Origin of the sequence: Pseudomonas baltica (assembly GCF_031880315.1) — a bacterium.
Taxonomy (GTDB): domain Bacteria; phylum Pseudomonadota; class Gammaproteobacteria; order Pseudomonadales; family Pseudomonadaceae; genus Aquipseudomonas.
This window is the reverse complement of record NZ_CP134771.1, coordinates 550,979-570,833: the sequence shown is the minus strand read 5'-3', so window position 1 is coordinate 570,833 and position 19,855 is coordinate 550,979. Positions and strand designations below refer to the sequence as shown.

At 63.0% G+C, this 19,855-nt stretch carries 18 protein-coding genes and 1 pseudogene; 7 read left to right on the top strand and 12 right to left on the bottom strand.

Features of this window, described 5'->3' with window-relative positions; all coding sequences use genetic code 11:
- Nucleotides 1–111 precede the first annotated feature (111 nt).
- The 6 genes from REH34_RS02605 to REH34_RS02580 all read right to left on the bottom strand — a co-directional run bounded on the left by REH34_RS02605 (nucleotide 112) and on the right by REH34_RS02580 (nucleotide 6,723).
- Nucleotides 112–1,197 carry an acetate/propionate family kinase gene (locus REH34_RS02605; RefSeq protein WP_311970630.1) on the bottom strand — a complete coding sequence of 362 codons (1,086 nt, stop codon included), beginning with the start codon at nucleotides 1,195–1,197 and terminating at the stop codon, nucleotides 112–114.
- Entirely contained in the window at nucleotides 1,194–3,563 is a 2,370-nt protein-coding gene (locus REH34_RS02600) for a phosphoketolase family protein (RefSeq protein ID WP_311970629.1), read from the bottom strand. Before REH34_RS02600 ends, REH34_RS02605 begins: the two co-directional genes overlap by 4 nt.
- Nucleotides 3,564–3,610: 47 nt before the next feature.
- Nucleotides 3,611–4,240, bottom strand: a complete 630-nt coding sequence (locus REH34_RS02595; RefSeq protein ID WP_226504683.1) for a histidine phosphatase family protein — start codon at nucleotides 4,238–4,240, stop codon at nucleotides 3,611–3,613.
- Nucleotides 4,237–5,253, bottom strand: coding sequence for a class I fructose-bisphosphate aldolase (locus tag REH34_RS02590; RefSeq protein ID WP_311970628.1), 1,017 nt, complete (start codon nucleotides 5,251–5,253; stop codon nucleotides 4,237–4,239). Before REH34_RS02590 ends, REH34_RS02595 begins: the two co-directional genes overlap by 4 nt.
- A gap of 206 nt (nucleotides 5,254–5,459) precedes the next feature.
- Nucleotides 5,460–6,281 carry an NADPH-dependent oxidoreductase gene (locus REH34_RS02585; RefSeq protein ID WP_311970627.1) on the bottom strand — a complete coding sequence of 274 codons (822 nt, stop codon included), beginning with the start codon at nucleotides 6,279–6,281 and terminating at the stop codon, nucleotides 5,460–5,462.
- 121 nt (nucleotides 6,282–6,402) lie between these two features.
- Entirely contained in the window at nucleotides 6,403–6,723 is a 321-nt protein-coding gene (locus tag REH34_RS02580; protein WP_409373305.1) for an acyl-CoA dehydrogenase family protein, read from the bottom strand.
- A gap of 285 nt (nucleotides 6,724–7,008) precedes the next feature.
- On the opposite strand from REH34_RS02580, the gene REH34_RS02575 reads away from it, so the two are divergent.
- Nucleotides 7,009–7,743 carry an SDR family oxidoreductase gene (locus REH34_RS02575; RefSeq protein ID WP_311970625.1) on the top strand — a complete coding sequence of 245 codons (735 nt, stop codon included), beginning with the start codon at nucleotides 7,009–7,011 and terminating at the stop codon, nucleotides 7,741–7,743.
- 6 nt (nucleotides 7,744–7,749) lie between these two features.
- Here REH34_RS02575 and tauC read toward each other — a convergent pair whose 3' ends face one another.
- The 3 genes from tauC to tauA are packed head-to-tail and all read right to left on the bottom strand — an operon-like array spanning nucleotide 7,750 to nucleotide 10,377.
- The gene (gene tauC / locus REH34_RS02570) at nucleotides 7,750–8,583 is read right to left on the bottom strand and encodes a taurine ABC transporter permease TauC (protein WP_226504679.1); all 834 of its coding nucleotides are present in this window, start codon (nucleotides 8,581–8,583) and stop codon (nucleotides 7,750–7,752) included.
- Nucleotides 8,580–9,383: a taurine ABC transporter ATP-binding subunit gene (gene tauB / locus REH34_RS02565; RefSeq protein WP_226504678.1), complete on the bottom strand. Its 804-nt coding sequence runs from the start codon at nucleotides 9,381–9,383 to the stop codon at nucleotides 8,580–8,582. Before tauB ends, tauC begins: the two co-directional genes overlap by 4 nt.
- Nucleotides 9,384–9,393: 10 nt before the next feature.
- Entirely contained in the window at nucleotides 9,394–10,377 is a 984-nt protein-coding gene (gene tauA, locus REH34_RS02560) for a taurine ABC transporter substrate-binding protein (protein ID WP_226504677.1), read from the bottom strand.
- 343 nt (nucleotides 10,378–10,720) lie between these two features.
- On the opposite strand from tauA, the gene REH34_RS02555 reads away from it, so the two are divergent.
- From REH34_RS02555 to REH34_RS02545, 3 genes are all read left to right on the top strand, one after another.
- Nucleotides 10,721–12,046 carry an LLM class flavin-dependent oxidoreductase gene (locus REH34_RS02555; protein ID WP_226504676.1) on the top strand — a complete coding sequence of 442 codons (1,326 nt, stop codon included), beginning with the start codon at nucleotides 10,721–10,723 and terminating at the stop codon, nucleotides 12,044–12,046.
- Nucleotides 12,047–12,281: 235 nt separating this feature from the next.
- Nucleotides 12,282–13,757: a catalase KatB gene (katB, locus tag REH34_RS02550; protein WP_226504902.1), complete on the top strand. Its 1,476-nt coding sequence runs from the start codon at nucleotides 12,282–12,284 to the stop codon at nucleotides 13,755–13,757.
- Between the two features lie 62 nt (nucleotides 13,758–13,819).
- Nucleotides 13,820–14,362, top strand: coding sequence for an ankyrin repeat domain-containing protein (locus tag REH34_RS02545; RefSeq protein WP_226504675.1), 543 nt, complete (start codon nucleotides 13,820–13,822; stop codon nucleotides 14,360–14,362).
- 79 nt (nucleotides 14,363–14,441) lie between these two features.
- Here REH34_RS02545 and REH34_RS02540 read toward each other — a convergent pair whose 3' ends face one another.
- Nucleotides 14,442–14,924 carry a GNAT family N-acetyltransferase gene (locus tag REH34_RS02540; protein ID WP_311970624.1) on the bottom strand — a complete coding sequence of 161 codons (483 nt, stop codon included), beginning with the start codon at nucleotides 14,922–14,924 and terminating at the stop codon, nucleotides 14,442–14,444.
- Nucleotides 14,925–15,243: 319 nt separating this feature from the next.
- Here REH34_RS02540 and REH34_RS02535 point away from each other — a divergent pair.
- Nucleotides 15,244–15,348: pseudogene (locus REH34_RS02535) on the top strand (glucose 1-dehydrogenase); the annotation flags it as partial.
- A 130-nt stretch (nucleotides 15,349–15,478) separates the two neighbouring features.
- Here REH34_RS02535 and REH34_RS02530 read toward each other — a convergent pair.
- Both REH34_RS02530 and REH34_RS02525 read right to left on the bottom strand, forming a co-directional pair.
- Nucleotides 15,479–17,131 carry an ABC transporter substrate-binding protein gene (locus REH34_RS02530; RefSeq protein WP_311970623.1) on the bottom strand — a complete coding sequence of 551 codons (1,653 nt, stop codon included), beginning with the start codon at nucleotides 17,129–17,131 and terminating at the stop codon, nucleotides 15,479–15,481.
- 141 nt (nucleotides 17,132–17,272) lie between these two features.
- The gene (locus tag REH34_RS02525; RefSeq protein WP_311970622.1) at nucleotides 17,273–17,590 is read right to left on the bottom strand and encodes a hypothetical protein; all 318 of its coding nucleotides are present in this window, start codon (nucleotides 17,588–17,590) and stop codon (nucleotides 17,273–17,275) included.
- Between the two features lie 347 nt (nucleotides 17,591–17,937).
- Between REH34_RS02525 and REH34_RS02520 the strand changes: the two genes are divergently transcribed.
- Both REH34_RS02520 and REH34_RS02515 read left to right on the top strand, forming a co-directional pair.
- Complete coding sequence (locus REH34_RS02520; protein WP_226504669.1) at nucleotides 17,938–18,981, top strand: ABC transporter substrate-binding protein; 1,044 nt, start codon at nucleotides 17,938–17,940, stop codon at nucleotides 18,979–18,981.
- The gene (locus REH34_RS02515; RefSeq protein ID WP_311970621.1) at nucleotides 18,981–19,853 is read left to right on the top strand and encodes an ABC transporter ATP-binding protein; all 873 of its coding nucleotides are present in this window, start codon (nucleotides 18,981–18,983) and stop codon (nucleotides 19,851–19,853) included. Before REH34_RS02520 ends, REH34_RS02515 begins: the two co-directional genes overlap by 1 nt.
- The last annotated feature ends 2 nt before the right edge of the window (nucleotides 19,854–19,855 follow it).

Here is a 19,855-nt window from a genome sequence, read left to right as displayed (position 1 = left end):
CCTGTGGAGAGGGGGCTGGGTCCCGATGCGGCGGGACTGTCACAAGCTTTTCGTGTGACCCGCTGTATCGGAGCAAAGCCCCTCGCCGCAGGGAGTGCAGGGTCATCGGCGTCAGATCAGGGCCGCCGCCAGGAGTGCGATCTGTTCGTCTTCCTGGGAGGTCAGGGTGCGAACGTTGCCCTCGAGATTCAGCCAATGCAGGCCGTTGACGATCCGCTGGCGCACCTCGTCGTCATGCTCACCTATCCCGCCAGTGAACACCACCAGGTCCACGCCCTCCAGCACCGCAACCATTGCAGCGATTTGCTTGCGGGCCGCTTGGCAGAACATCTCGATAGCCAGCCGCGCATCCGCGTTGTCGGGCGCCGCCTGATGCAGTTTGCGCATGTCGCTGGCCACCCCGGAGATGCCCAGCAGCCCGGATTGGTGGTCGATCAACTGTTCCAGTTTCGCGACGTCCAGTTTTTTTTCCCGCAGCAGATAGATCAGTACACCAGGATCGAGGTCGCCGCTGCGCGTGCCCATGATGATCCCGCCGCTGGGCGTCAAACCCATGCTGGTGTCCACCGACTTGCCCTGCTTCACGGCAGTGACGCTGGCGCCATTGCCGAGGTGGACAATGATCAGCCGCTCCGGAATCTCGTCCTCCAGCTGGCGCACGATCGAGGCGCAGGACAGGCCATGGAAACCATAGCGGCGAATGCCCTGAGCATGCAGCGCGCGGGGCAAGGCCAGGGTCTGCGCCACCGCTGGCAGGTCGGCATGGAAACCGGTATCGAAACAGGCGACATGGGGCAGTGTGCTGAAATGGGTACGGGCCTGGTCGATCACTTCCAGGGCCGCCGGTGTGTGCAATGGGGCGAACACGCTGGCCTGTTGCAGTTGCTGACGCACCTGCGCATCGATCAGGCACGGCTGCAGATGCTCTGGGCCGCCGTGCACCAGGCGATGACCGACTGCGTCCAACGTCGGTAACCGCGCCCGTTCGAGCACCTGGCCGAGCCGCTGCATGACGCCATTGACGCTCGCGTCGGCGAGCGTCTTCTGCTCGATGCCGGTGGCGCCAAACGTCGCGCCATCTTCACCCAGGCCCTCGGCCTCGCCGCTCAGCAGGGTGTCTATACGCTGGCCATCGACACGGTAGACCCCGAATTTGAGCGACGACGAGCCGCTGTTCAACGCCAGCACCGTGCTCATGGCGCCGTCCATTGCCAATCGAGGATTTCCGGCAGGTCCTCACCTTGTTCGCTGACATACAGCTTGTGCCGCTCGATGCTGGTCCAGTAGCGCTTCTGCGCCTTGTCGACCTCAGCGTGAAGACGCGGTACGCGCATGATCGCGTCCAGGGCCAGTTGGTAGCGGTCGAGGTTGTTGAGCACCACCATGTCGAACGGCGTGGTGGTGGTGCCTTCCTCGCGGTAGCCACGCACGTGGAAGTTGTCGTGATTGCCGCGGCTGTAGGTGAGTTTGTGGATCAACGCCGGGTAGCCGTGGAAGGCGAAGATCACCGGTTTGTCGGCGGTGAACAGCAGGTCGAAATCCACATCCGTGAGGCCGTGGGGGTGATCGGCGCGGGTCTCCAGGACCATCAGGTCGACGACGTTGACCACACGCACCTTGAGGTCCGGCACGTATTCGCGCAGCAGCGTCACCGCGGCCAAGGTCTCGAGGGTCGGCACGTCGCCTGCGCAGGCCATGACCACGTCTGGCTCGGCATCGCCGGTGTTGCTCGCCCATTCCCAGATGCCAGCACCGGCGGTGCAATGGCGCACGGCGGCGTCCATGTCCAGCCATTGCCATTCCGGCTGCTTGCCGGCGACGATCAGGTTGACGTAGTGATGGGTGCGCAGGCAGTGGTCGGCCACCGACAGCAGGCAGTTGGCATCCGGCGGCAGGTAGATGCGCACGGTCTCGGACTTCTTGTTGGCGACGTGGTCGATAAAGCCCGGATCCTGGTGCGACAGGCCGTTGTGGTCCTGGCGCCAGACGTGAGAGGTGAGCAGGTAATTGAGTGAAGCGATGGGCTTGCGCCACGGGATGGTGCGCGTTTCCTTCAGCCATTTGGCGTGCTGATTGAACATCGAATCGATGATATGGATAAACGCTTCGTAGCACGAAAACAGCCCGTGGCGGCCGGTCAGCAGGTAGCCTTCCAGCCAGCCTTCGCACAGATGCTCGCTGAGCACCTCCATCACTCGGCCTTGCTGGCTAAGGTTGATGTCGACTTCTTCGACCTTGGCCATCCAGGCCTTGCCCGAAACTTCGAGCACCGCTTCGAGGCGATTCGAGGCGGTCTCGTCGGGGCCGAATACGCGAAAATTCTTGCTTGCCAGGTTGAGCTTCATCACGTCGCGGATGAAACCGCCGAGCACGCGTGTGGCTTCAGCCCGTACACTGCCAGGCTGGCCAACCTTGACCGCGTAATCATGAAAGTGCGGCATGGCCAGCGGCTCGAGCAGTTCGCCGCCGTTGGCGTGAGGGTTGAAACCCATGCGCTGATGGCCAGTGGGGGCCAGCTCGGCGTATTCCTGAAGCAACTGGCCGTTGGCGTCGAACAGCTCTTCGGGTTTGTAGCTTTTGAGCCAGCTTTCGAGTTGGCGCAGGTGTTCGGGGTCTTTGAAATCGGCGATGGGCACTTGGTGTGCGCGCCAGGTGCCTTCGACCGGCAGGCCGTCGACGATCTTTGGCCCGGTCCAGCCTTTGGGCGTGCGCAGGATGATCATCGGCCAGCGTGGGCGGGGCAGGGGTGTGTCACCCTGGTGCGCGCGGGCAGCGCCTTGAATATCGCGGATCTTGGCCAGCACGGTGTCCAGCGTGGCGGCCAGGTCTTGATGGACCCGTTCCGGATCATCGCCTTCGACTCGATGGGCCTCGTAGCCATACCCCAGCATCAACGCATCGAGCTCGGAATCGTCGATACGCGCAAGCACCGATGGATTGGCGATCTTGAAGCCGTTGAGGTGCAGGATCGGCAGCACCGCGCCATCGCTGGCCGGGTTGAGGAATTTGTTCGAGTGCCAGCTGGCAGCCAGCGGACCCGTTTCGGCTTCGCCATCACCGACCACGCAGGTGACGATCAGGTCAGGGTTGTCGAACGCCGCGCCGTAGGCGTGTACCAGGGAATAGCCCAGCTCGCCGCCTTCGTGGATCGAGCCAGGGGTTTGCGCCGAGACGTGACTGGGAATGCCCGCCGGCCAGGAAAACTGCCGAAACAGGCGATGCAGGCCGTTGCGGCTGCGTTCGACGGCCGGGTAGCGCTCGGTGTAGGAGCCTTCGAGGTAGGTGTTGGCGACCAGGCCGGGGCCACCGTGACCCGGGCCGGTGATGAAGATCATGTTCAGGTCGTTGTCACGGATCAGTCGGTTGCAATGCACATAGAGCAGGTTCAAGCCGGGGGTGGTGCCCCAGTGGCCGAGCAGGCGACGCTTGACGTGTTCCTGGCGCAGGGGCTCTTCGAGCAGCGGGTTGTCGGCAAGGTAAATTTGCCCTACCGACAGGTAGTTGGCCGCGCGCCAGTAGGCATCCATCTTGCGCAGCTGTTCGGTCGAAAGTGTCTTGCGCATGCTGTTCTCCGCGATAGACGCGGCCCGAACGGGCCGCGGTATTGCCTTTAGGCAGGGCGCGTATAGCCCTCCAGGAAACCTCGGCCGGGGGTCAGATTCCAGGCCGCGATGATCGGTACGTTGGCGTGTTTCGGGTCTAGCGTCAGTACGCTCAGCGAGGCCGTGGCCAAGGGGAAATGCCCGGCCTCGGTCAGCGCCTGGCCCAACCAGCGAGTCGCGAGCACACAGCCGACATGGCCGTGGGCGAACAGCGCGACATCGCCGCTAAGCGTCTTGAGGTGTGCAATCAGACGGTCCATACGGGCCGTCATCTGGGCAGCGGATTCGCCTTGCGGGCAGCCGTCGCGAAAGATGTTCCAGCCAGGTTTTTGTTGCCGAATCTCCGGGGTACGCAGGCCTTCATAGGCACCGTAGTCCCATTCGGCGAGGTCGGGCAGAATCTCCACCTGATCGCCCAGCCCGGCCAGGTCGCAGGTCTGCCGCGCCCGTTGCAGCGGGCTGCTGAACACGTGGCTGAAGCTGACGCTGCTCAGCAACGGCGCCACGGAACGGGCCTCGGCTTCGCCCTGTTCGGTGAGCGGTATATCACTGCGCCCGGTGTGTTGGCCGGTCAACGACCATTCGGTCTGGCCGTGGCGCACTAAAAACAGTCTCAGTTGCGGTGCAGCTGCATTCATTTAGGTTCCATCCCGGCAGTGTAGCGGCCTTGAACGGCGGCGCGGTTGAGCGCAGCGCGTTGCTCCAGTTCCTTTTGCGCGGCGGCCACGTTGGCCGCTTCACCGTTCCAGGCATTCAGCGCCGGTTGCTGCAAGGCCCGGCCATAGGAGAAGGTTAGCGCCCATGGCAACACGCGACCTTGATGCATGTCATTCAAATGCGCTGAAGCCAGGGCCGGCGATTGCCCGCCGGAGAGAAAGGCGATGCCCGGTACTGCGGCCGGTACGCAGCGCAGCAAGGTGTCGAGGGTCGCTGCCGCGACGGCATGCACGTCCGCCTGCTCGGTGCTGTCGGCGCCGCTGGTGACCATATTGGGTTTGAGCAGCATGCCTTCGAGCAACACGCCTTGGATGTTCAGTTCGGCGAAGACCGCGTGCAGAACCTTTTCGGTGACTTCGCTGCAGCGTGCCAGTGAGTGGGCGCCGTCCATCAGTACTTCGGGCTCGACGATGGGCACCAGCCCGACGTCCTGGCACAGCGCGGCGTAGCGGGCCAGGGCATGGGCGTTGACGGCGATGGAGGCAGTGCTGGGAATACCGTCGCCGATGTTGATGACCCCGCGCCACTTGGCGAACCGGGCACCGAGTCTGTGGTAATCCTCCAAGCGCGCGCGCAGGCCGTCGAGGCCTTCAGTAACGGTTTCGCCTGGATGCCCGGCCAGCGGCTTGGCGCCCAGGTCGACTTTGATACCGGGGATCATCCCGGCCTTGACGATCAGCTCGACGAACGGCGTACCGTCTTTTTTCGCCTGGTGAATGGTCTCGTCGAAGAGGATCAGGCCGCTGACGCTGTCGCTCAGCCTGGGTGTGGTGATCAGCAGCTCGCGGTAGGCGCGGCGCATTTCTTCGGTGTCTTCGATGCCTTGCTCGACAAAGCGCTTGCGGCAGGTCGAGCTGCTTTCATCCATGGCCAGCAGGCCCTTGCCATCTGCGACAAGGGCGTTGGCAATATCGATCAGTGCTTGGGTGTTCATGATCTGTCCCCATTAACCGGAAGGTCGCGCCGTGCGCTAGAGCACTACGACGCACTGGGGTGTGACCATACATCGCGCGAGATGTTTCGTGTAGAAAGTGTCATCCCACAAGAGGGAGCAAAACTTGCTCGCGAAGACACCAGCTGCATCACTGCACATCATGAGACTGAACCTGGCACCGGCATCGATGCTTCGCCCCAAGCCTTTCAGTACAGCCCCAGCCCTTGTTTGCGCAGCACCTCGGCGAGGATTTCGCGGCCATGCAGCGAGCCTTTGTCGCGCAGCCGCTGCACCACTTGCTCGCCCCATTTGCCACTGACCTGACCCTGCTCGCGGCTGAAATCGGCGGCGACTTGCTCATAGGCGGCGATCCGCTGCGGCTCCGCATCATCGACCTGGTAGGTTTCATGGTGCAGGACCACGTCCTGGCCCAGGCGCGGCTTGATTGCGGCCGGGGCTTGCGGGTCCGGATAGCCGACGCACAAGCCAAACACCGGGAACACCAGCGGCGGCAATTGCAGTTCGTCGATCACCGCCTGCACGTTGTTGCGCAGCGCGCCGATGTACACGGTACCGAGCCCCAGCGACTCGGCAGCCACCACGGCATTCTGCGCGGCCAGCGCGGCGTCGATGCTGCCCAGCAACAGGCTGTCGAGGTAGGCCGGCGCTTGCAGTTCGATGGCGCGGGTGTCGGCGATGCGCTGGGCGCGGGAGAAGTCGGCCAGCCAGATCAGAAACAGCGGCGCTTGGCGAATATGCTCCTGATCGCTGGCAATGGCCGAGAGCCGAGCCTTGCGGGCTGGGTCTTGCACGGCCAGCACGCTCCAGGCCTGCAGGTTGGAAGATGACGATGCGGACTGCGCCGCAGCCACTAAGGTCGCCATGGTGTTCTCAGGCAGCGGCGTGGTCAGGTAGCGGCGCACGCTGCGATGGTCGAGCAGGGCGTCGATCACCGGGTTCGCGGCCCGCGCAGTGTCACTGGGGGTTCGGTAGCGGTGTTGCCAAGGGGTGTCTGGCGCGGTGGTCATGGATAAATTCCGGTAGATGGACGGAGTAAAGCCAGGCTGGCGGAGGGCGGTCGATCGGGTACACATCCGTCAGGATGCTACCCCCTATCACTCATCAAACAAATACGACCGCCCGATGATTTCATAATTGGCGTGTGCACTCGGCGGATGCCCCCCCGGCGCGGACATCGCGATATAGCCGCTCCAGCTCGTTTTTCTTCGACAACGAGGCGGCTCCGGCGATTTCCAGTGCCAGATTGACCACCTGTTGCGCCGATTCGACCGCGTGCTGTTTGGCCGCGAGGATCACCGCCGCCCACAACGGCCCATGGCGTACGCGATGGTCCCAATCGCCGGCTATCCGTTGCAGCAGCGCCTCGATGCTGTCCAGGGCGATCGCGGCCTGGACCACGGCGTGCTGGGTAAGCGGTTTATGGGCATAACTCTGGCCACCCAGCACCAGCGACGGGCGCTGCTTGGCAGCACCTGTGGAATAAGTACGAGCGAACAGGTTTATATACGCCTATATCGTTGTTGCGGGCACGGCGTTGAGGTGGGCGCCTGCGTCGTTGGTCATGCCCTGTAGAAATGAGCCGTGAGATGTGCATCCGGGCGGCGACGAGGCCTCTACAGCTGGCACGAATACCAGAACCCGCCCCAGTTCTTTGAATAGAACCAACAGGTCTTGGAGTTCCGGCCCCGATCCCGGCAACGTAATGCGCTATTTGTCCTAACCAAGGAGCGCTGCATGAGTCAGGATTTCGCAGGAAAAGTCTATTGGGTCACCGGTGCCACGGGCGCGCTGGGCCGGGCCACGGCGCTGGCGTTGGCGGAGCTGGGAGCTACGGTGGTCGCCTCTTCACGCTCGGTGACCGCCGCGCAGTTCGCCGACTGGCCCAAGGTGTTCGCCTTGCCGCTGGATGTGGGCGACAGCCACGCGGTGGACCAGGCCACCGCCGCCATCGTGGCCGAACACGGCCGAATCGATGGGCTGGTCACCAGCACCAACGTCGGCGCCTTCGGCGAATTTCTCGAGTTGGCCGATGAGGACTGGCAACGGGTGATCGACGCCAAGTTGCTGGGCAGTGTGCGGCCGGTGCGCGCGGCGCTGCCGCATCTGATCGCTGCAGGCAAGGGTGCAGTGGTGGTGATCAGCGGCCGAGGCGGGATCGATCCGTCGCCGCAGCATTTCATCGGCTCCAGCGTCAACGCTGCCCTGGACTTGCTGGTGCAGGGCCTGGGGCGTCGTTATGGGCCACACGGGGTACGGGTCAACGCGGTAGCGCCCGGGCCGATCGAGTCGCCGCGCCTGGCCGAATTGCAAGGCGCGAGCCTTGAGAAGTCCGAACCCTTGACGCCGCTCGCCGGGCCCGGCAAACCCACCGATGTGGCCAACGCCGTAGTGTACCTGCTGTCCGATGCCGCGGCGTTCGTCAACGCGTCGCGGCTGTATGTGGATGGCGGCGGCAAGCGCTACGCTTGATCCGCATCAGTGGGATTGCCCGTGCCACGGTACCAGTCGGCGTTGCAGCGCACGCAGGCCCAGCTCCATGGCAAAGGCGATCACGGCGATCAGCAGAATCCCGAGGATCACCACGTCGGTCACCAGAAACTGCGCAGCCGACTGCACCATGAAACCCAGACCTTGCGTGGCGGCGATCAGTTCGGCCGCCACCAGCGTCGACCAGCCCACACCCAGGCCGATGCGCAGGCCGGTGAGAATGTCCGGCAGGGCGCTGGGCAAAATCACATGGCGGATCAGCTGGGCGCGGGTGGCACCCAGGCACTGCGCGGCACGCAACCGGGCCGGGTCGACGGTGCGCACGCCGTTGGCGGTGGCAATCGCGATCGGGGCGAAGATCGCCAGATAAATCAGCAGCACCTTGGACAGCTCGCCGATGCCGCACCAGATGACGATCAAGGGAAGATACGCCAGCGGCGGTACCGGCCGGTAGAACTCGATCAACGGGTCGAAAATGCCTCGGGCGATACGGTTGCGGCCCATGGCCAGCCCCAGCGGGATGGCGGTCAGCACCGCGGCCACCAGCGCGATGCCGATGCGCCCCAGGCTGGAGCCCAGGTGTTGCCACAGGGTGACGTCCATGTAGCCGTTGTTGAGCACGTCCCAGCCCTTGGCCAGCACCGCGCCGGGACCGGGCAGGAACAGCGGGTCGATGAACCCCCAGTGGGTCACGGCCCACCAGATCAACAGCAGCGCGGCGATGGTCACTGCGCTGATGCCGCGGGTATCGTTGGACGGTGCTTTCGGTATGGGCGGGGGCTGGGTGGCTGTCGTGCTTTCAAGCAGTTCGATGCTGCTCATGTGGGCTCCTGAGCGCTGGCTTGCTGCAGGCTTTGTTGATAGGCAAAGACCTGCGCGAGTACATGTTCACGGGTGGTGATGAAGGCTGGATCGGACTTGATCGCGCGGGCCGGCTCACCGGCGGCGTGACGGCGGCCGAAGTCGAGTTGCAAGCGCTCGACGATGCGCCCCGGATGGGGCGCCAACAGCACCAGATCGGTGGCCAGGAACACTGCCTCCTCGATGTCGTGGGTAATCAGGAACACCGGCTTGCGCGTGCGTTGCCATACGCTGAGCAGCAGCTCCTGCATCTGCTCGCGGGTGAAGGCATCCAGCGCGCCGAAGGGCTCGTCCATCAGCAAAACCCGCGGTTCGGCGGCCAGTGCACGGGCCAGGCCGACACGTTGGCGCTGGCCCCCTGAAAGCTCCCAGACCTTGCGCTGCTCGAAACCCTCCAGGCCGACCAGTTGCAACAGCTCGCGCCCGCGGCGCTCACGTTCGTTACGGGCGATGCCGGCCAGCTGCAAACCGAAGCTGACGTTGGTCAACACGTCCTGCCAGGGCAGCAGCACGTCGTCCTGGAACACCACGCCGCGATCGGCACCCGGCCCTCGAACGGGCTTGCCGTCGAGGGTCAGGGTGCCGGCCGTAGGGGCGACGAAACCGGCGATCAGGTTGAGCAGGCTGGTCTTGCCGCTGCCGCTGGGCCCGAGCGCGACCACCAGTTGGTCGGGCTCCAGGCGCAGCGACAGATCCTTGAGCACCGGCTCCGGCGCCCCGGGGTAGTGGGCGCTGATGTTTTGCAGTTCAAGGGTTGCCATGGCTCTGGCCTCAAGGGATGTATTTGGCGCTGACGAACGTGCTGTAGTCAGGGAGTACGTCAGGGATCTTTTTCTGTTCCTTCAAAAACGCTGCGGTGGCGGCGATGTCCTTGGCGGTACCGCCACCGAGCAGGGCGGCGCTTTTTTGTGCAGCAGCGTCGGGGTAGGTCGCGCCTGCCAGCAATTCGGGAACGTCGGCGGCGTTGGAGCCGGTAAGCCTGGCGATGGCCTTGACCGGCACCGAGTCGGCGGTCCATTCAGCCTTGTGCGCAGTGTAGTCAGCGTAGGCGGCGAGGGTGGTACCGGCGAACTTGGCGATCACGTCAGGGTGCTTGTCGGCGTAGTCCTTGCGGGCCACCCAGACCTCGAAGGTCGGCGAACCCCAGCGGCCGACTTCGGCGGCGTCGGTGAGCGTCTTGCCGGTCTTGCGGATCTCGCCCAGGGCTGGCGACCAGACGAAGGCGCCGTCGATATCGCCGCGCTTCCAGGCCGCGGCGATCTCCGTCGGGTTGAGGTTGACCACCTTGACGTCCTTGCTGGTCAGGCCCCAGTGCTTGAGGGCGCCGAGCAGGCTGTAGTGGGAGGTCGACACGAACGGCGTAGCGATGGTCTTGCCCTTGAGGTCTTCGGGTTTTTCGATGCCGCTGCCAGTGCGCACCACCAAGGCTTCGGACGAGTTGATCTGCGCCGAAACGATAAAGGCCACGATCGGGATGTTGCGCGACGTGGCGGCGGCCAGCGGGCTGGAGCCGAGGTTGCCGATCTGCAGATCGCCGGAGGCGAGCGCCGCGACCACTTCCGGGCCGCTGTTGAAGCGGCGCCAGTCGATCTTCTGGCCGGTGGCTTTTTCATACTCGCCGTTGGCCTGGGGCACCTTGCTCGGATCGGTACCGGTTTGATAGCCGATGGTCAGGTCGGCGGCCTGGGCCGTCCAGGTAAGGCCAGCCAGCAGGGTGGCGACGAACAACTGGCGAAGCGAGGGCAGTGTGGACATGTGCGATAGGCCTTGTGCGTTTCGGAATGGCATAAATCTATTTGATCTAAAAAAGGTAAATCCAATAATTTAACTGCATATCCATATATCGGCGGCAGATTGTTGTGTTTGGAGGGATAAGGTTAGCGGGTATATCGGGATTGGGCAGGTTCGGCCTCTTCGCGGGCAAGCCTGGCTCCCACAGGTGCATCATGCACTAACGTGGGAGCCAGGCTTGCCTGCGAAGGGGCCAGTCGCCTCTCCACGCCTATCATGAAATCTTCTATGCAAAGACCATTGGTTATTGGACCAACCCGCCTGCATGGTCGATGCTAGGCCCTTTGACCATCAAGGGGCCAATGCCATGAGCACTTCCCGGCAACTCAAACTCGGCGCCTTCATGCGTCCGGTCAGCATCCATACCGGCGCCTGGCGCTACCCCGGTGCCTGGGCCGATGCCAACTTCAATTTCTCGCGCCTCAAGCGCCTGGCGCAGACGCTTGAGCGCGCCCGCTTCGATGCCTTCTTCATGGCCGATCATCTGGCCTTGCTGAACATGCCCATCGAGGCCCTCAAGCGCAGCCACACCGCGACCTCGTTCGAACCCTTCACATTGCTCTCGGCCCTGAGCCAGGCCACCGACCACATCGGCCTGATCGCTACCGCCTCGACCACCTTCGACGAGCCGTTCCATATCGCTCGGCGTTTCGCCTCGCTGGATCACCTGAGCAACGGCCGCGCCGGCTGGAACATCGTCACCACCTCCAACCCGGACGCGGCGCTCAACTTCGGGCTCACTGAGCATCGCGCCCATGACGAGCGCTATGCCCGCGCACGGGAGTTCTATGACGTGGTCACCGGGCTGTGGGACAGCTGGGCCGATGACGCTTTCGTGCGCGATGCCGACAGCGGTATCTTCTTCGACCCCGACAAGCTGCACACCCTCGACCACAAGGGCGAGTACCTCTCGGTGCGCGGCCCGCTGCACATCGCCAGGCCGCCCCAGGGCTGGCCGGTGATTGTCCAGGCAGGCGCTTCCGAGCCCGGCCGGCAACTGGCCGCGCAAACGGCCGAGGTGATCTTCGCCGCCCACGGCACGCTGGAGGAGGGGCAGGCGTTCTACGCCGACGTCAAAGGCCGCATGCCGGCCTTCGGGCGCGATCCCGAGCACATGAAAATTCTGCCCGCGGCTTTCGTGGTGGTGGGCGATACGCTCGAGGAGGCACGGCGTACCCGTGCGCATCTGGACAGCCTGGTGCACGAGCAGAGCGCTATAGCTTCGCTGTCGGTGTCCCTGGGGGTGGATGCCAGCAAGTTCGACCTGGACGGCTATCTGCCGTCGATCCCGGAGACCAACCAGAGCAAGAGCTCGCAACAGCGGGTACTGGCGCTGGCCGACCGCGAGAAGTTGACCGTGCGCCAGTTGGCGCAGCGCCTGGGTGGCTATGCGGGGCTGAGTTTCGTTGGCACTGCCAACAGCATCGCCGACGAGATGGAAGGCTGGCTCGAAGGGCGAGGCAGCGACGGCTTCAACATCATGTTCCCGTGGTTGCCCGGTGGCCTGGACGATTTCGTCGCCAAGGTGATTCCCGAGCTGCAAGGGCGGGGGATTTTCAGGCGTGAGTATGAGGGCAAGACGTTGCGCGAGAATCTCGGGTTGCCGCGGCCGGCGAATCGCTTTTTCCCGTGAGTGAGTCGCGGCGAGCAACCGTGACCGTGCCGGATGACGCGCGCGAACCATGATCCGCAGATCAAGTTCCCGCGTGGCGACGCATATCTTTCAATCGAGCCCATAGGCTCAAGCAATTTAGGCACAGCGCTCGGCGTGGTTACCCTCATGGACTCAAACCATAAGATCCATGAGGGATTTCCTAATGAAAACAACTACTTTTTCCGGTCACGCGGTCAGCGTGCTGGCGTTGAGCATGCTCTTTTCGTCAGCCTTCGCTGACACGTTGACCCGTGATAATGGCGCCGCCGTTGGCGACAACCAGAACTCGCAGACCGCCGGCGCCAATGGGCCAGTCATGCTGCAAGACGTGCAACTGTTGCAAAAGCTGCAGCGCTTCGACCGCGAGCGCATCCCGGAGCGCGTGGTGCATGCCCGCGGCACTGGCGTGCACGGCGAGTTCGTCGCCTCCAGCAACATCAGCGATTTGAGCAAGGCCAAGGTGTTCACCCCGGGCACCCATACCCCGGTCTTCGTGCGCTTCTCGTCGGTGGTTCACGGCAACCATTCACCCGAAACCCTGCGTGACCCGCGCGGCTTCGCCACCAAGTTCTATACCGCTGACGGTAACTGGGACCTGGTCGGCAACAACTTCCCGACCTTCTTCATCCGCGACGCGATCAAGTTTCCGGACATGGTTCACGCTTTCAAACCCGACCCGCGCACCAACCTGGATGACGATTCGCGCCGGTTCGATTTCTTCTCTCACGTACCTGAAGCCACCCGCACTCTGACGCTGCTGTACTCCAACGAGGGGACGCCTGCCAGTTATCGCTTCATGGATGGCAATGGCGTACACGCCTACAAATTGGTGAACGCCAAGGGCGAAGTGCACTACGTGAAATTTCACTGGAAGAGCCTGCAAGGCCTGAAAAACCTCGACCCTGCCCAAGTGGTGCAAACCCAGGGCAAGGATTACGCGCATTTGACCCACGACCTGGTGGGCGCCATCAACAAAGGCGATTTCCCCAAGTGGGACCTGTACATCCAGGTGCTCAAGCCTGAAGACCTGGCCAAGTTCGCCTTCGACCCGCTGGATGCCACCAAGATCTGGCCCGACGTACCTGAGCAGAAGATCGGCCAACTGGTGCTGAACAAGAACGTCGACAATTTCTTCCAGGAAACCGAACAGGTGGCCATGTCGCCAGCCAACGTCGTGCCGGGCATCGAGCCGTCCGAGGATCGCCTGTTGCAGGGCAGGGTGTTCTCCTACGCCGATACGCAAATGTATCGCCTGGGCGCCAACGGCATGAACCTGCCTATCAATCGCCCCTTGGTGGCGGTCAATAACGGCAACCAGGACGGCGCGCTGAACACGGGTCACACCACCACGGGCGTCAACTACGAGCCCAGCCGCCTGAATCCGCGCCCGGCCGACGACAGCGCGCGCTACAGTCAGATGGCCGTCAGCGGCAAGACCCAGCAGGCGAAGATCCAGCGCGAGCAGAACTTCAAGCAGGCCGGTGATCTGTATCGCTCTTACTCGCCCAAGGAGCAACAGGATCTGATCAACAGCTTCGGCGAGTCGTTGGCCGACACCGATGCCGAGAGCAAGAACATCATGCTCTCGTACCTGTACAAGGCCGATCCCGCCTATGGCACGGGTGTGACCAAAGTCGCCAAAGGCGACCTGGCCAAGGTCAAGCAACTGGCCGCCAGTCTGCAGGACTGACCTGTGGGGTCACCGGCCGCCATTGCGCGGCCGGTGACCGCAATGCGAGTGAGGGATGTGCCATGCGTGATCTGATTTTTTTCCTGTTCGTGGGCCTGATGGCGTCTAGCGCTTTTGCCGACGACGCGCCGGCGGGCGATACCCGCCAACAACTCCAGGCCCTGTATTTCGAAGCCGCCCGCGAGGGCAGCACCGATCGCCTGGGGGTCTTTATCGATGCCCACTACGACCTCGATACCCGTGATGAAAACGGCTACACCGCGCTGATCCTTGCCGCCTACCACGGCCAGCAGGCCGCAGTGGAGCAGTTGCTGCACGCGGGCGCCAATCCGTGCAGCCAGGACAAACGTGGCAACACGGCGTTGATGGGGGCGATTTTCAAGGGCGAGCTGAGCATCGCGCACCGGCTGATGAATGCCGATTGCGCGGTGGACGAGCGCAATGGCTCTGGGCAGACCGCGGCGATGTACGCGGCGTTGTTTCAGCGCAAGGATATTCTCGATGCGCTGGCGGCAAAGGGCGCCGACCTGGATGCACGGGATGCGACGGGCAATGATGCGCGGTCGTTGGAGAAAGGGCAGTTCAGTGCGGCGCCGGTGCGGTGATCGAATTCCGGCCGACGGTTAACCGCGCGCATGCTGACGGGGCAAACTCGACTTATCGTGATGGATGGCGGTGGTTGAATCAGGCAATGACCTTCGCCATCTCCGACGTACCCTTCCACCCCAACCGTTCATACACCGGTTTGCCGACCTGAGTCGCGTGCAGTATCGCGAAGCTCAATCCCCGGCGTTTGAACTCGGCATCGGCCAGTTGCATCAATGCCGACGCCAGGCCGCGACGGCGGTGGCTGGGTTCGACGAAGACGTTGAGCACATAGCCGCGCTGGTCATCAGTGGGATGGGAAGGGTGCGGCGGCCAGTCGATGCTCATCAGGCCGATGGCGGCGATGGGGCGATCGGCGTCGAGCAGGGCGAAGCCATAGTAGCGGCCATCGGCGAGCCGCGGTTGTAGCCACGGGCGAAAGTGCGCGGTCATGATTTTCAGTGTCTCAGGATCGCCACCGGCTTCGAGGAACATATGCTCGCGGTGTTCGCAGATCATTTCCAGGTCGTCTGGTGTGAACGATCTACAAGTCCAACCTGCCCGTTCGATGTCGTCTGCCATCTTGATCCCTGCCTGTGTCCGGTCGTGGCGAGCGATAGTAGGAGACTGCAGCGACGAGCGTCAGATACAGATCGATGGATAAAACGCCATACAGCCACCTTGCCCGTCTGCGGGTATCCGATCGTCCCGGCTATATCCTTAGCGTGCGAAGTTCTAGGGCTGGCTCAAGCGTAATCAGTAGAGTGGAACATCTGTCTTTCTTACAGGAAAAATTCCATGTCTACAGGTGCCGAAGGGGTCGTCTGGATCACCGGTGTCGGTGCGGTTGAAGGGCTGGGCGCGGCGCTGGCACGGCGTTTTTCGGCCGGTGGCTATCGCGTTGCGGCTTGAGGATATCGCCGAAGCGTATTGGTATCTGCATTCGCAGCCGCGCAGTGCCTGGACACAGGAGCTGGATCTGCGGCCGTACAAGGAGTCTTTTTGATCCGCTGCGGTCGATCATGATACCTCTGCGGTGAGTCGGCTGGCCTGTTCGCGAGCAAGCTTTGCTCCCACGGTGCACACTCTTCATGAGTCATGCACCTGTGGGGCTTGCGCCTGACCGTAGACTCGGATTACTTCGCCGGACTCACCCACGCATCATACAAATTGGAAGGCGAATCCAGCTGCGCCTCGAACCCCAACCCGTGCAGCGTATCTTTCGCTGCAATCTGATAACTCGGCGCAAACAACGGTATCAGATAGGCCTGGTCCACCGCGCGCTGCTGGATGCTGTCCAGAATCGGCTGCCGAGCCTTGAGGTCCGAAGTGGCCCGCGCCTTGGCGATCAAATCCAGAATCAGCGGATCCGCCTTGTCCCGCACGCCGCTATAGAAACCCGGACTGCCGAGCACATCGCGCAGCGACAGGGCGGTGTCGGACGGGTTGAGCGTGTTGGGGTAGATGCTCCAGGTGCCATCGACCCGACGCTTGGCCCAGTCGCCGCCGGTGGTGATCTTGAGGTCGAGGTCGAAGCCGATGTTCTTCTTCACCGCAGCCTGGATCGACTGGATCAGCACGTCGCGGTTGTCACGCACGAAGGGCTGCGGGAAGCCGACTTCGATGCGCAAGCGCTCGCCGTCCTTGGTGCGGTAGCCCTCGGCATCGCGGCCGGTCCAGCCGGCGTCGTCGAGGAGCTTGTTGGCGGCGTCGATCTTGTTGCCCCAGGTACCTGCCAGCGCTTTGTTATAGGCCGGGTTGTCGGGGCCGATATTGGACCACGCGCGGGGAACCGTGCCCAGGTACAGGCTCTTCACCAGCGCATCGACATCGAAACCATCGCGCAGTGCCTGGCGTACGCGCACGTCGGTAGCGACGCCGTGGGTGTAGTTGATGTTCAGAGTGAAAGACGTTTCCGCCGACGGGCCGACCAGATACTGAAAGCCCTTGGCGTCCTTGAACAGCGAGATGTCGGTGGGCTGCACGCCCTCGATCAAGTCGACCTGACCGGAGCTCAAGGCGCCGGCACGCACTGCATATTCGGGGATGAAGCGGTAGGTCACCGAGTCCAGGTAGGCGGCGCCAGTGTGCTTGGCGTAGGCCGGACCCCAGTTGTAGTCAGGGTTCTTGACGAAGCGGGCAGTCTGGCCGCGCTGGTAGTTCTGGAAGATGAACGGCCCGGTGCCGACCAGCCCAGGGCCACCGGCGCAGGAGTCGGTCGCGCTGTCGAGGGTCTTGGGCGCAAGGAAGCCGAGTTTGACGCTGGACAACGATTCGAGCATCGCTGAATCCGGACGCGAGAGGACGATCTTCACTTCGTGGTCGTTGACGACCTCGGTATGGTCGTAGTACTCGAGGAACCAAGCGGCGATGGCGGTGTGTTTCGGGTCCTTGATGTAGTCGAGGTTGGCTTTCACCGCCTCGGCATTGAAGGGCTCGCCATCAGTGAAGGTCACGTCGTCACGCAGCACGAAGCTATATTGCAGGCCGTCCGGGGAAATGCTCCAGCTCTTGGCCAGCCACGGTGCGAAGCTGCCGTCGGCCTGCTTGCCGATCAGCGAATCGACGTAGTTGCGGATGATGATAAAGGCGTTCTGCTGCCCGGAGCGGTGCGGGTCGAAGCACACCGGTTCCGTGGTAATGCCCCACGACACATCGCCGCCTGCATGGGGCTTGGCCGCTTCGGTGGACGCTTGCGCAGTGGCGGCTGGGGCGGCGGGTTTGTCGCAGCCACTGAGCAGCGCGCTGGCGAGCAGGGTGAGGGTAAGACCGTGGCGAAGAGGGTGCATGCGGAACCTGGATAGATATGCAAAATGGTAATATCCAGTTGAATATATATGCCGAAAATGCAGATCGTCCAAGGCTTGTGGGGTCTATGGATATAACCCTTCCCTGTAGCGAGAGCGCTGCCGCTGAGCGGACTGGGTCAGCTACGGCGGGAGGACTAACCCCTCGCTACAGGGTTGTTCATGTTGGGCAAATTGACTCCAAGGCCGCTCCAGGCCCAGATGTTCGCGCAGCGTGGTGCCGGTGTATTCCTGGCGGAACAGTCCGCACCTTTGCAGCTGCGGGACCACTTGATCGACGAACTCGGTCAGCGCATCCGGCAGGTACGGCGGCATGATGTTGAAACCATCACAAGCCTGCTCGCTGAACCATTGCTCCAGGTCGTCGGCGATCTCGCTGGCGGTGCCGGCCAGCACCCTGTGCGAGCGGCTACCGCCAAAGCGCTTGCCCAGTTGGCGCAAGGTCAGGCCTTCGCGTTGCGAGAGCTCCTGGACCAGCTTGGTTGGCGACGGCGATTGCCGCCACGGTAGAGAGCAGTTTGAATGGCAGGCGCATGGCACGTCCTCGCAAGTGAGTGGCGGCGAGCGTAACCATCGGCGCGGTGGGCCGATAAATACCCAGTAGTGCTGAGCTTATGGCGGCGAGTTCACTGAACCGGAATGTGAAAAAGAGTATAAATAAATAATTAAATATTCTTTCCGGTTCTAACCTGCAACCGTGATCATCCTCCGGTCGAGGGGGGCGTCCTGCTCTTCCTGATACGTGCAACCCACCCGAACCATCACTCGACAGGTAGAGAGCCCCGCCCATGCAGCCGAATAACAATCGCCGACTGTTCCTCAGACATTGCGCCGTCGTGGGCGCCGCTGGCGCCTTGGGCCTGGGCCTCAGTGGCTGCGACAAGGCGGACAAGGGCGCCAAGACCGCCAGTGGCGCGCCGGCCGTGGTCGGCAGCGTCGGCGACAAGGTCGTCGAGTTCAAATACCCGGACAACCCCAGCTTCGACCTGATCTACGTCGCCGACTCGCTCGGTTACTTCGACGGCAGCCGCGCGCGTCCCAAATACATCGGCAAGATCGCCGCGCCGCAGGTCATACCGCTGACCGGCACCGGTGAAATCGACTTCGGCGCGCGCATGGTGCCCTTGGTGATTTCGGCGATTGCCAGCGGCCTGGACCTCAAGGTAGTCGCCGCTGGCGGCAAGACCCTGCAGGAAGCGCCGCACATGAAGTATTTCGTGCGCAACGACTCAGGCATCTTCAAGCCCAAGGACATGGAAGGCAAAACCGTCGGCTTCAATAGCTTTGGTGCCTGCGCCGAGTTCGTCACCAAGAAGTACCTGCGCGAGCAGGGCGTCAACGTCGAGAAAATCAACTGGGTGGTGATTCCCGACAACCAGGCCGAGCAGACCTTGGCCACCGGCAACGTCGACATCGCCATCATCCACCCGCCTGCTTCGGGCGGTGCCGAGCACAACCCGGCGCTGCGCAAGCTGTGGAGCGATTACGACCTCGACGGCGGCCTCGGCGGCATGGCGCCCTACAGCGTGTACGGCAAGTTCATGCGCGAACACCCTGAGGCCACCCGCGATGTGGTATCGGCCATCGCCCGTGCGGCCAACTGGGTCAATGCCAACCCGGACGACGCGCGCAAGATCACCTCTGAACGCATCGGCATGAAGCTCGAGCTGGTGGAGCGTTTCGCCTATGTCGACAACCTGGTAGTGACCGAGCCGCCGATCCAGTACTACATCGATATCCTCGAAAACGAGGGCAAGCTGAAAAAGGGCTCGATCCAGGTCAAGGACGTCTACACCAACCAGTTCAACCCCTTTGCCAAGGCCTCCGTTTAATGAATGCTGCGCTACCTCACAAGATCGTCGCCACGGGCGTGCAGATGGCTTACCAGGCCCGCGATGAAGCCGGCCGAGAAGAGCGCGTGGCGGTGCTGGATGATTTCAACCTGCAGGTCCGCGAGGGCGAGTTTCTGTCGATCCTCGGGCCATCCGGTTGCGGCAAGTCGACGTTTCTCAACATTCTGGCCGGGTTGACGCGCAAGACCGGCGGCCAGCTCGATATCGACGGCCAGCCGCTGCAAGGCATCAACCGCAGCCAGGGCGTGGTGTTTCAGGGCTACGCCTTGCTGCCGTGGCGCAACGTGCTCGACAACATCGCCGTGGGGCTCGAGATTCGCGGTGTCGGCAAGCGCGAGCGCCTCGAACGCGCCCGCGAGTACTTGTCGCTGGTCGGCCTGGACGGCTTCGCCGCGCGTTACCCCCACGAACTGTCCGGCGGCATGCGCCAGCGCGTGGCGATCGCCCGCTCGCTGGCTTATCAGCCGGACGTGCTGCTGATGGATGAACCCTTCGCGGCGCTGGATGCGCAGACCCGCGAAAACCTGCAGGACGAGTTGCTGCGGATCTGGGAGTCGTACAAAAAGACCATCGTGTTCATCACCCACAGCCTCGACGAGGCGATCTTTCTGTCCGATCGCGTGGCGGTGATGACCCAGCGGCCGGGGCGCATCAAGGAAATTTTCGATATCGACCTGCCGCGTCCACGGGCGCCGGGGCTGCGCAACACCCATGCCTTTGTCGAGCTGCGCCAGCGCGCCTGGGAGGCTCTGCGTGACGAAGTCACCCATGGCGCAGACAGCGGCGAGCCCACGCCGCCACAGTCGTGGCAAGGCGTGGCGACATTAGGCGGTTATCGCATCGGAGTGTGATC

Excerpts from the sequence above, each read along its gene's own strand:
- REH34_RS02605 (WP_311970630.1), bottom strand. The coding sequence starts at position 1,197 with ATGAGCACGGTGCTGGCGTTGAACAGCGGCTCGTCGTCGCTCAAATTC.
- REH34_RS02540 (WP_311970624.1), bottom strand. The coding sequence starts at position 14,924 with ATGGCAGACGACATCGAACGGGCAGGTTGGACTTGTAGATCGTTCACA.
- REH34_RS02590 (WP_311970628.1), bottom strand. The coding sequence starts at position 5,253 with ATGAACACCCAAGCACTGATCGATATTGCCAACGCCCTTGTCGCAGAT.
- tauB (WP_226504678.1), bottom strand. The coding sequence starts at position 9,383 with ATGGCAACCCTTGAACTGCAAAACATCAGCGCCCACTACCCCGGGGCG.
- REH34_RS02600 (WP_311970629.1), bottom strand. The coding sequence starts at position 3,563 with ATGCGCAAGACACTTTCGACCGAACAGCTGCGCAAGATGGATGCCTAC.
- katB (WP_226504902.1), top strand. The coding sequence starts at position 12,282 with ATGCTCTTTTCGTCAGCCTTCGCTGACACGTTGACCCGTGATAATGGC.
- tauC (WP_226504679.1), bottom strand. The coding sequence starts at position 8,583 with ATGAGCAGCATCGAACTGCTTGAAAGCACGACAGCCACCCAGCCCCCG.
- REH34_RS02555 (WP_226504676.1), top strand. The coding sequence starts at position 10,721 with ATGAGCACTTCCCGGCAACTCAAACTCGGCGCCTTCATGCGTCCGGTC.
- REH34_RS02585 (WP_311970627.1), bottom strand. The coding sequence starts at position 6,281 with ATGACCACCGCGCCAGACACCCCTTGGCAACACCGCTACCGAACCCCC.
- REH34_RS02515 (WP_311970621.1), top strand. The coding sequence starts at position 18,981 with ATGAATGCTGCGCTACCTCACAAGATCGTCGCCACGGGCGTGCAGATG.
- REH34_RS02520 (WP_226504669.1), top strand. The coding sequence starts at position 17,938 with ATGCAGCCGAATAACAATCGCCGACTGTTCCTCAGACATTGCGCCGTC.
- REH34_RS02595 (WP_226504683.1), bottom strand. The coding sequence starts at position 4,240 with ATGAATGCAGCTGCACCGCAACTGAGACTGTTTTTAGTGCGCCACGGC.
- tauA (WP_226504677.1), bottom strand. The coding sequence starts at position 10,377 with ATGTCCACACTGCCCTCGCTTCGCCAGTTGTTCGTCGCCACCCTGCTG.
- REH34_RS02575 (WP_311970625.1), top strand. The coding sequence starts at position 7,009 with ATGAGTCAGGATTTCGCAGGAAAAGTCTATTGGGTCACCGGTGCCACG.
- REH34_RS02545 (WP_226504675.1), top strand. The coding sequence starts at position 13,820 with ATGCGTGATCTGATTTTTTTCCTGTTCGTGGGCCTGATGGCGTCTAGC.
- REH34_RS02530 (WP_311970623.1), bottom strand. The coding sequence starts at position 17,131 with ATGCACCCTCTTCGCCACGGTCTTACCCTCACCCTGCTCGCCAGCGCG.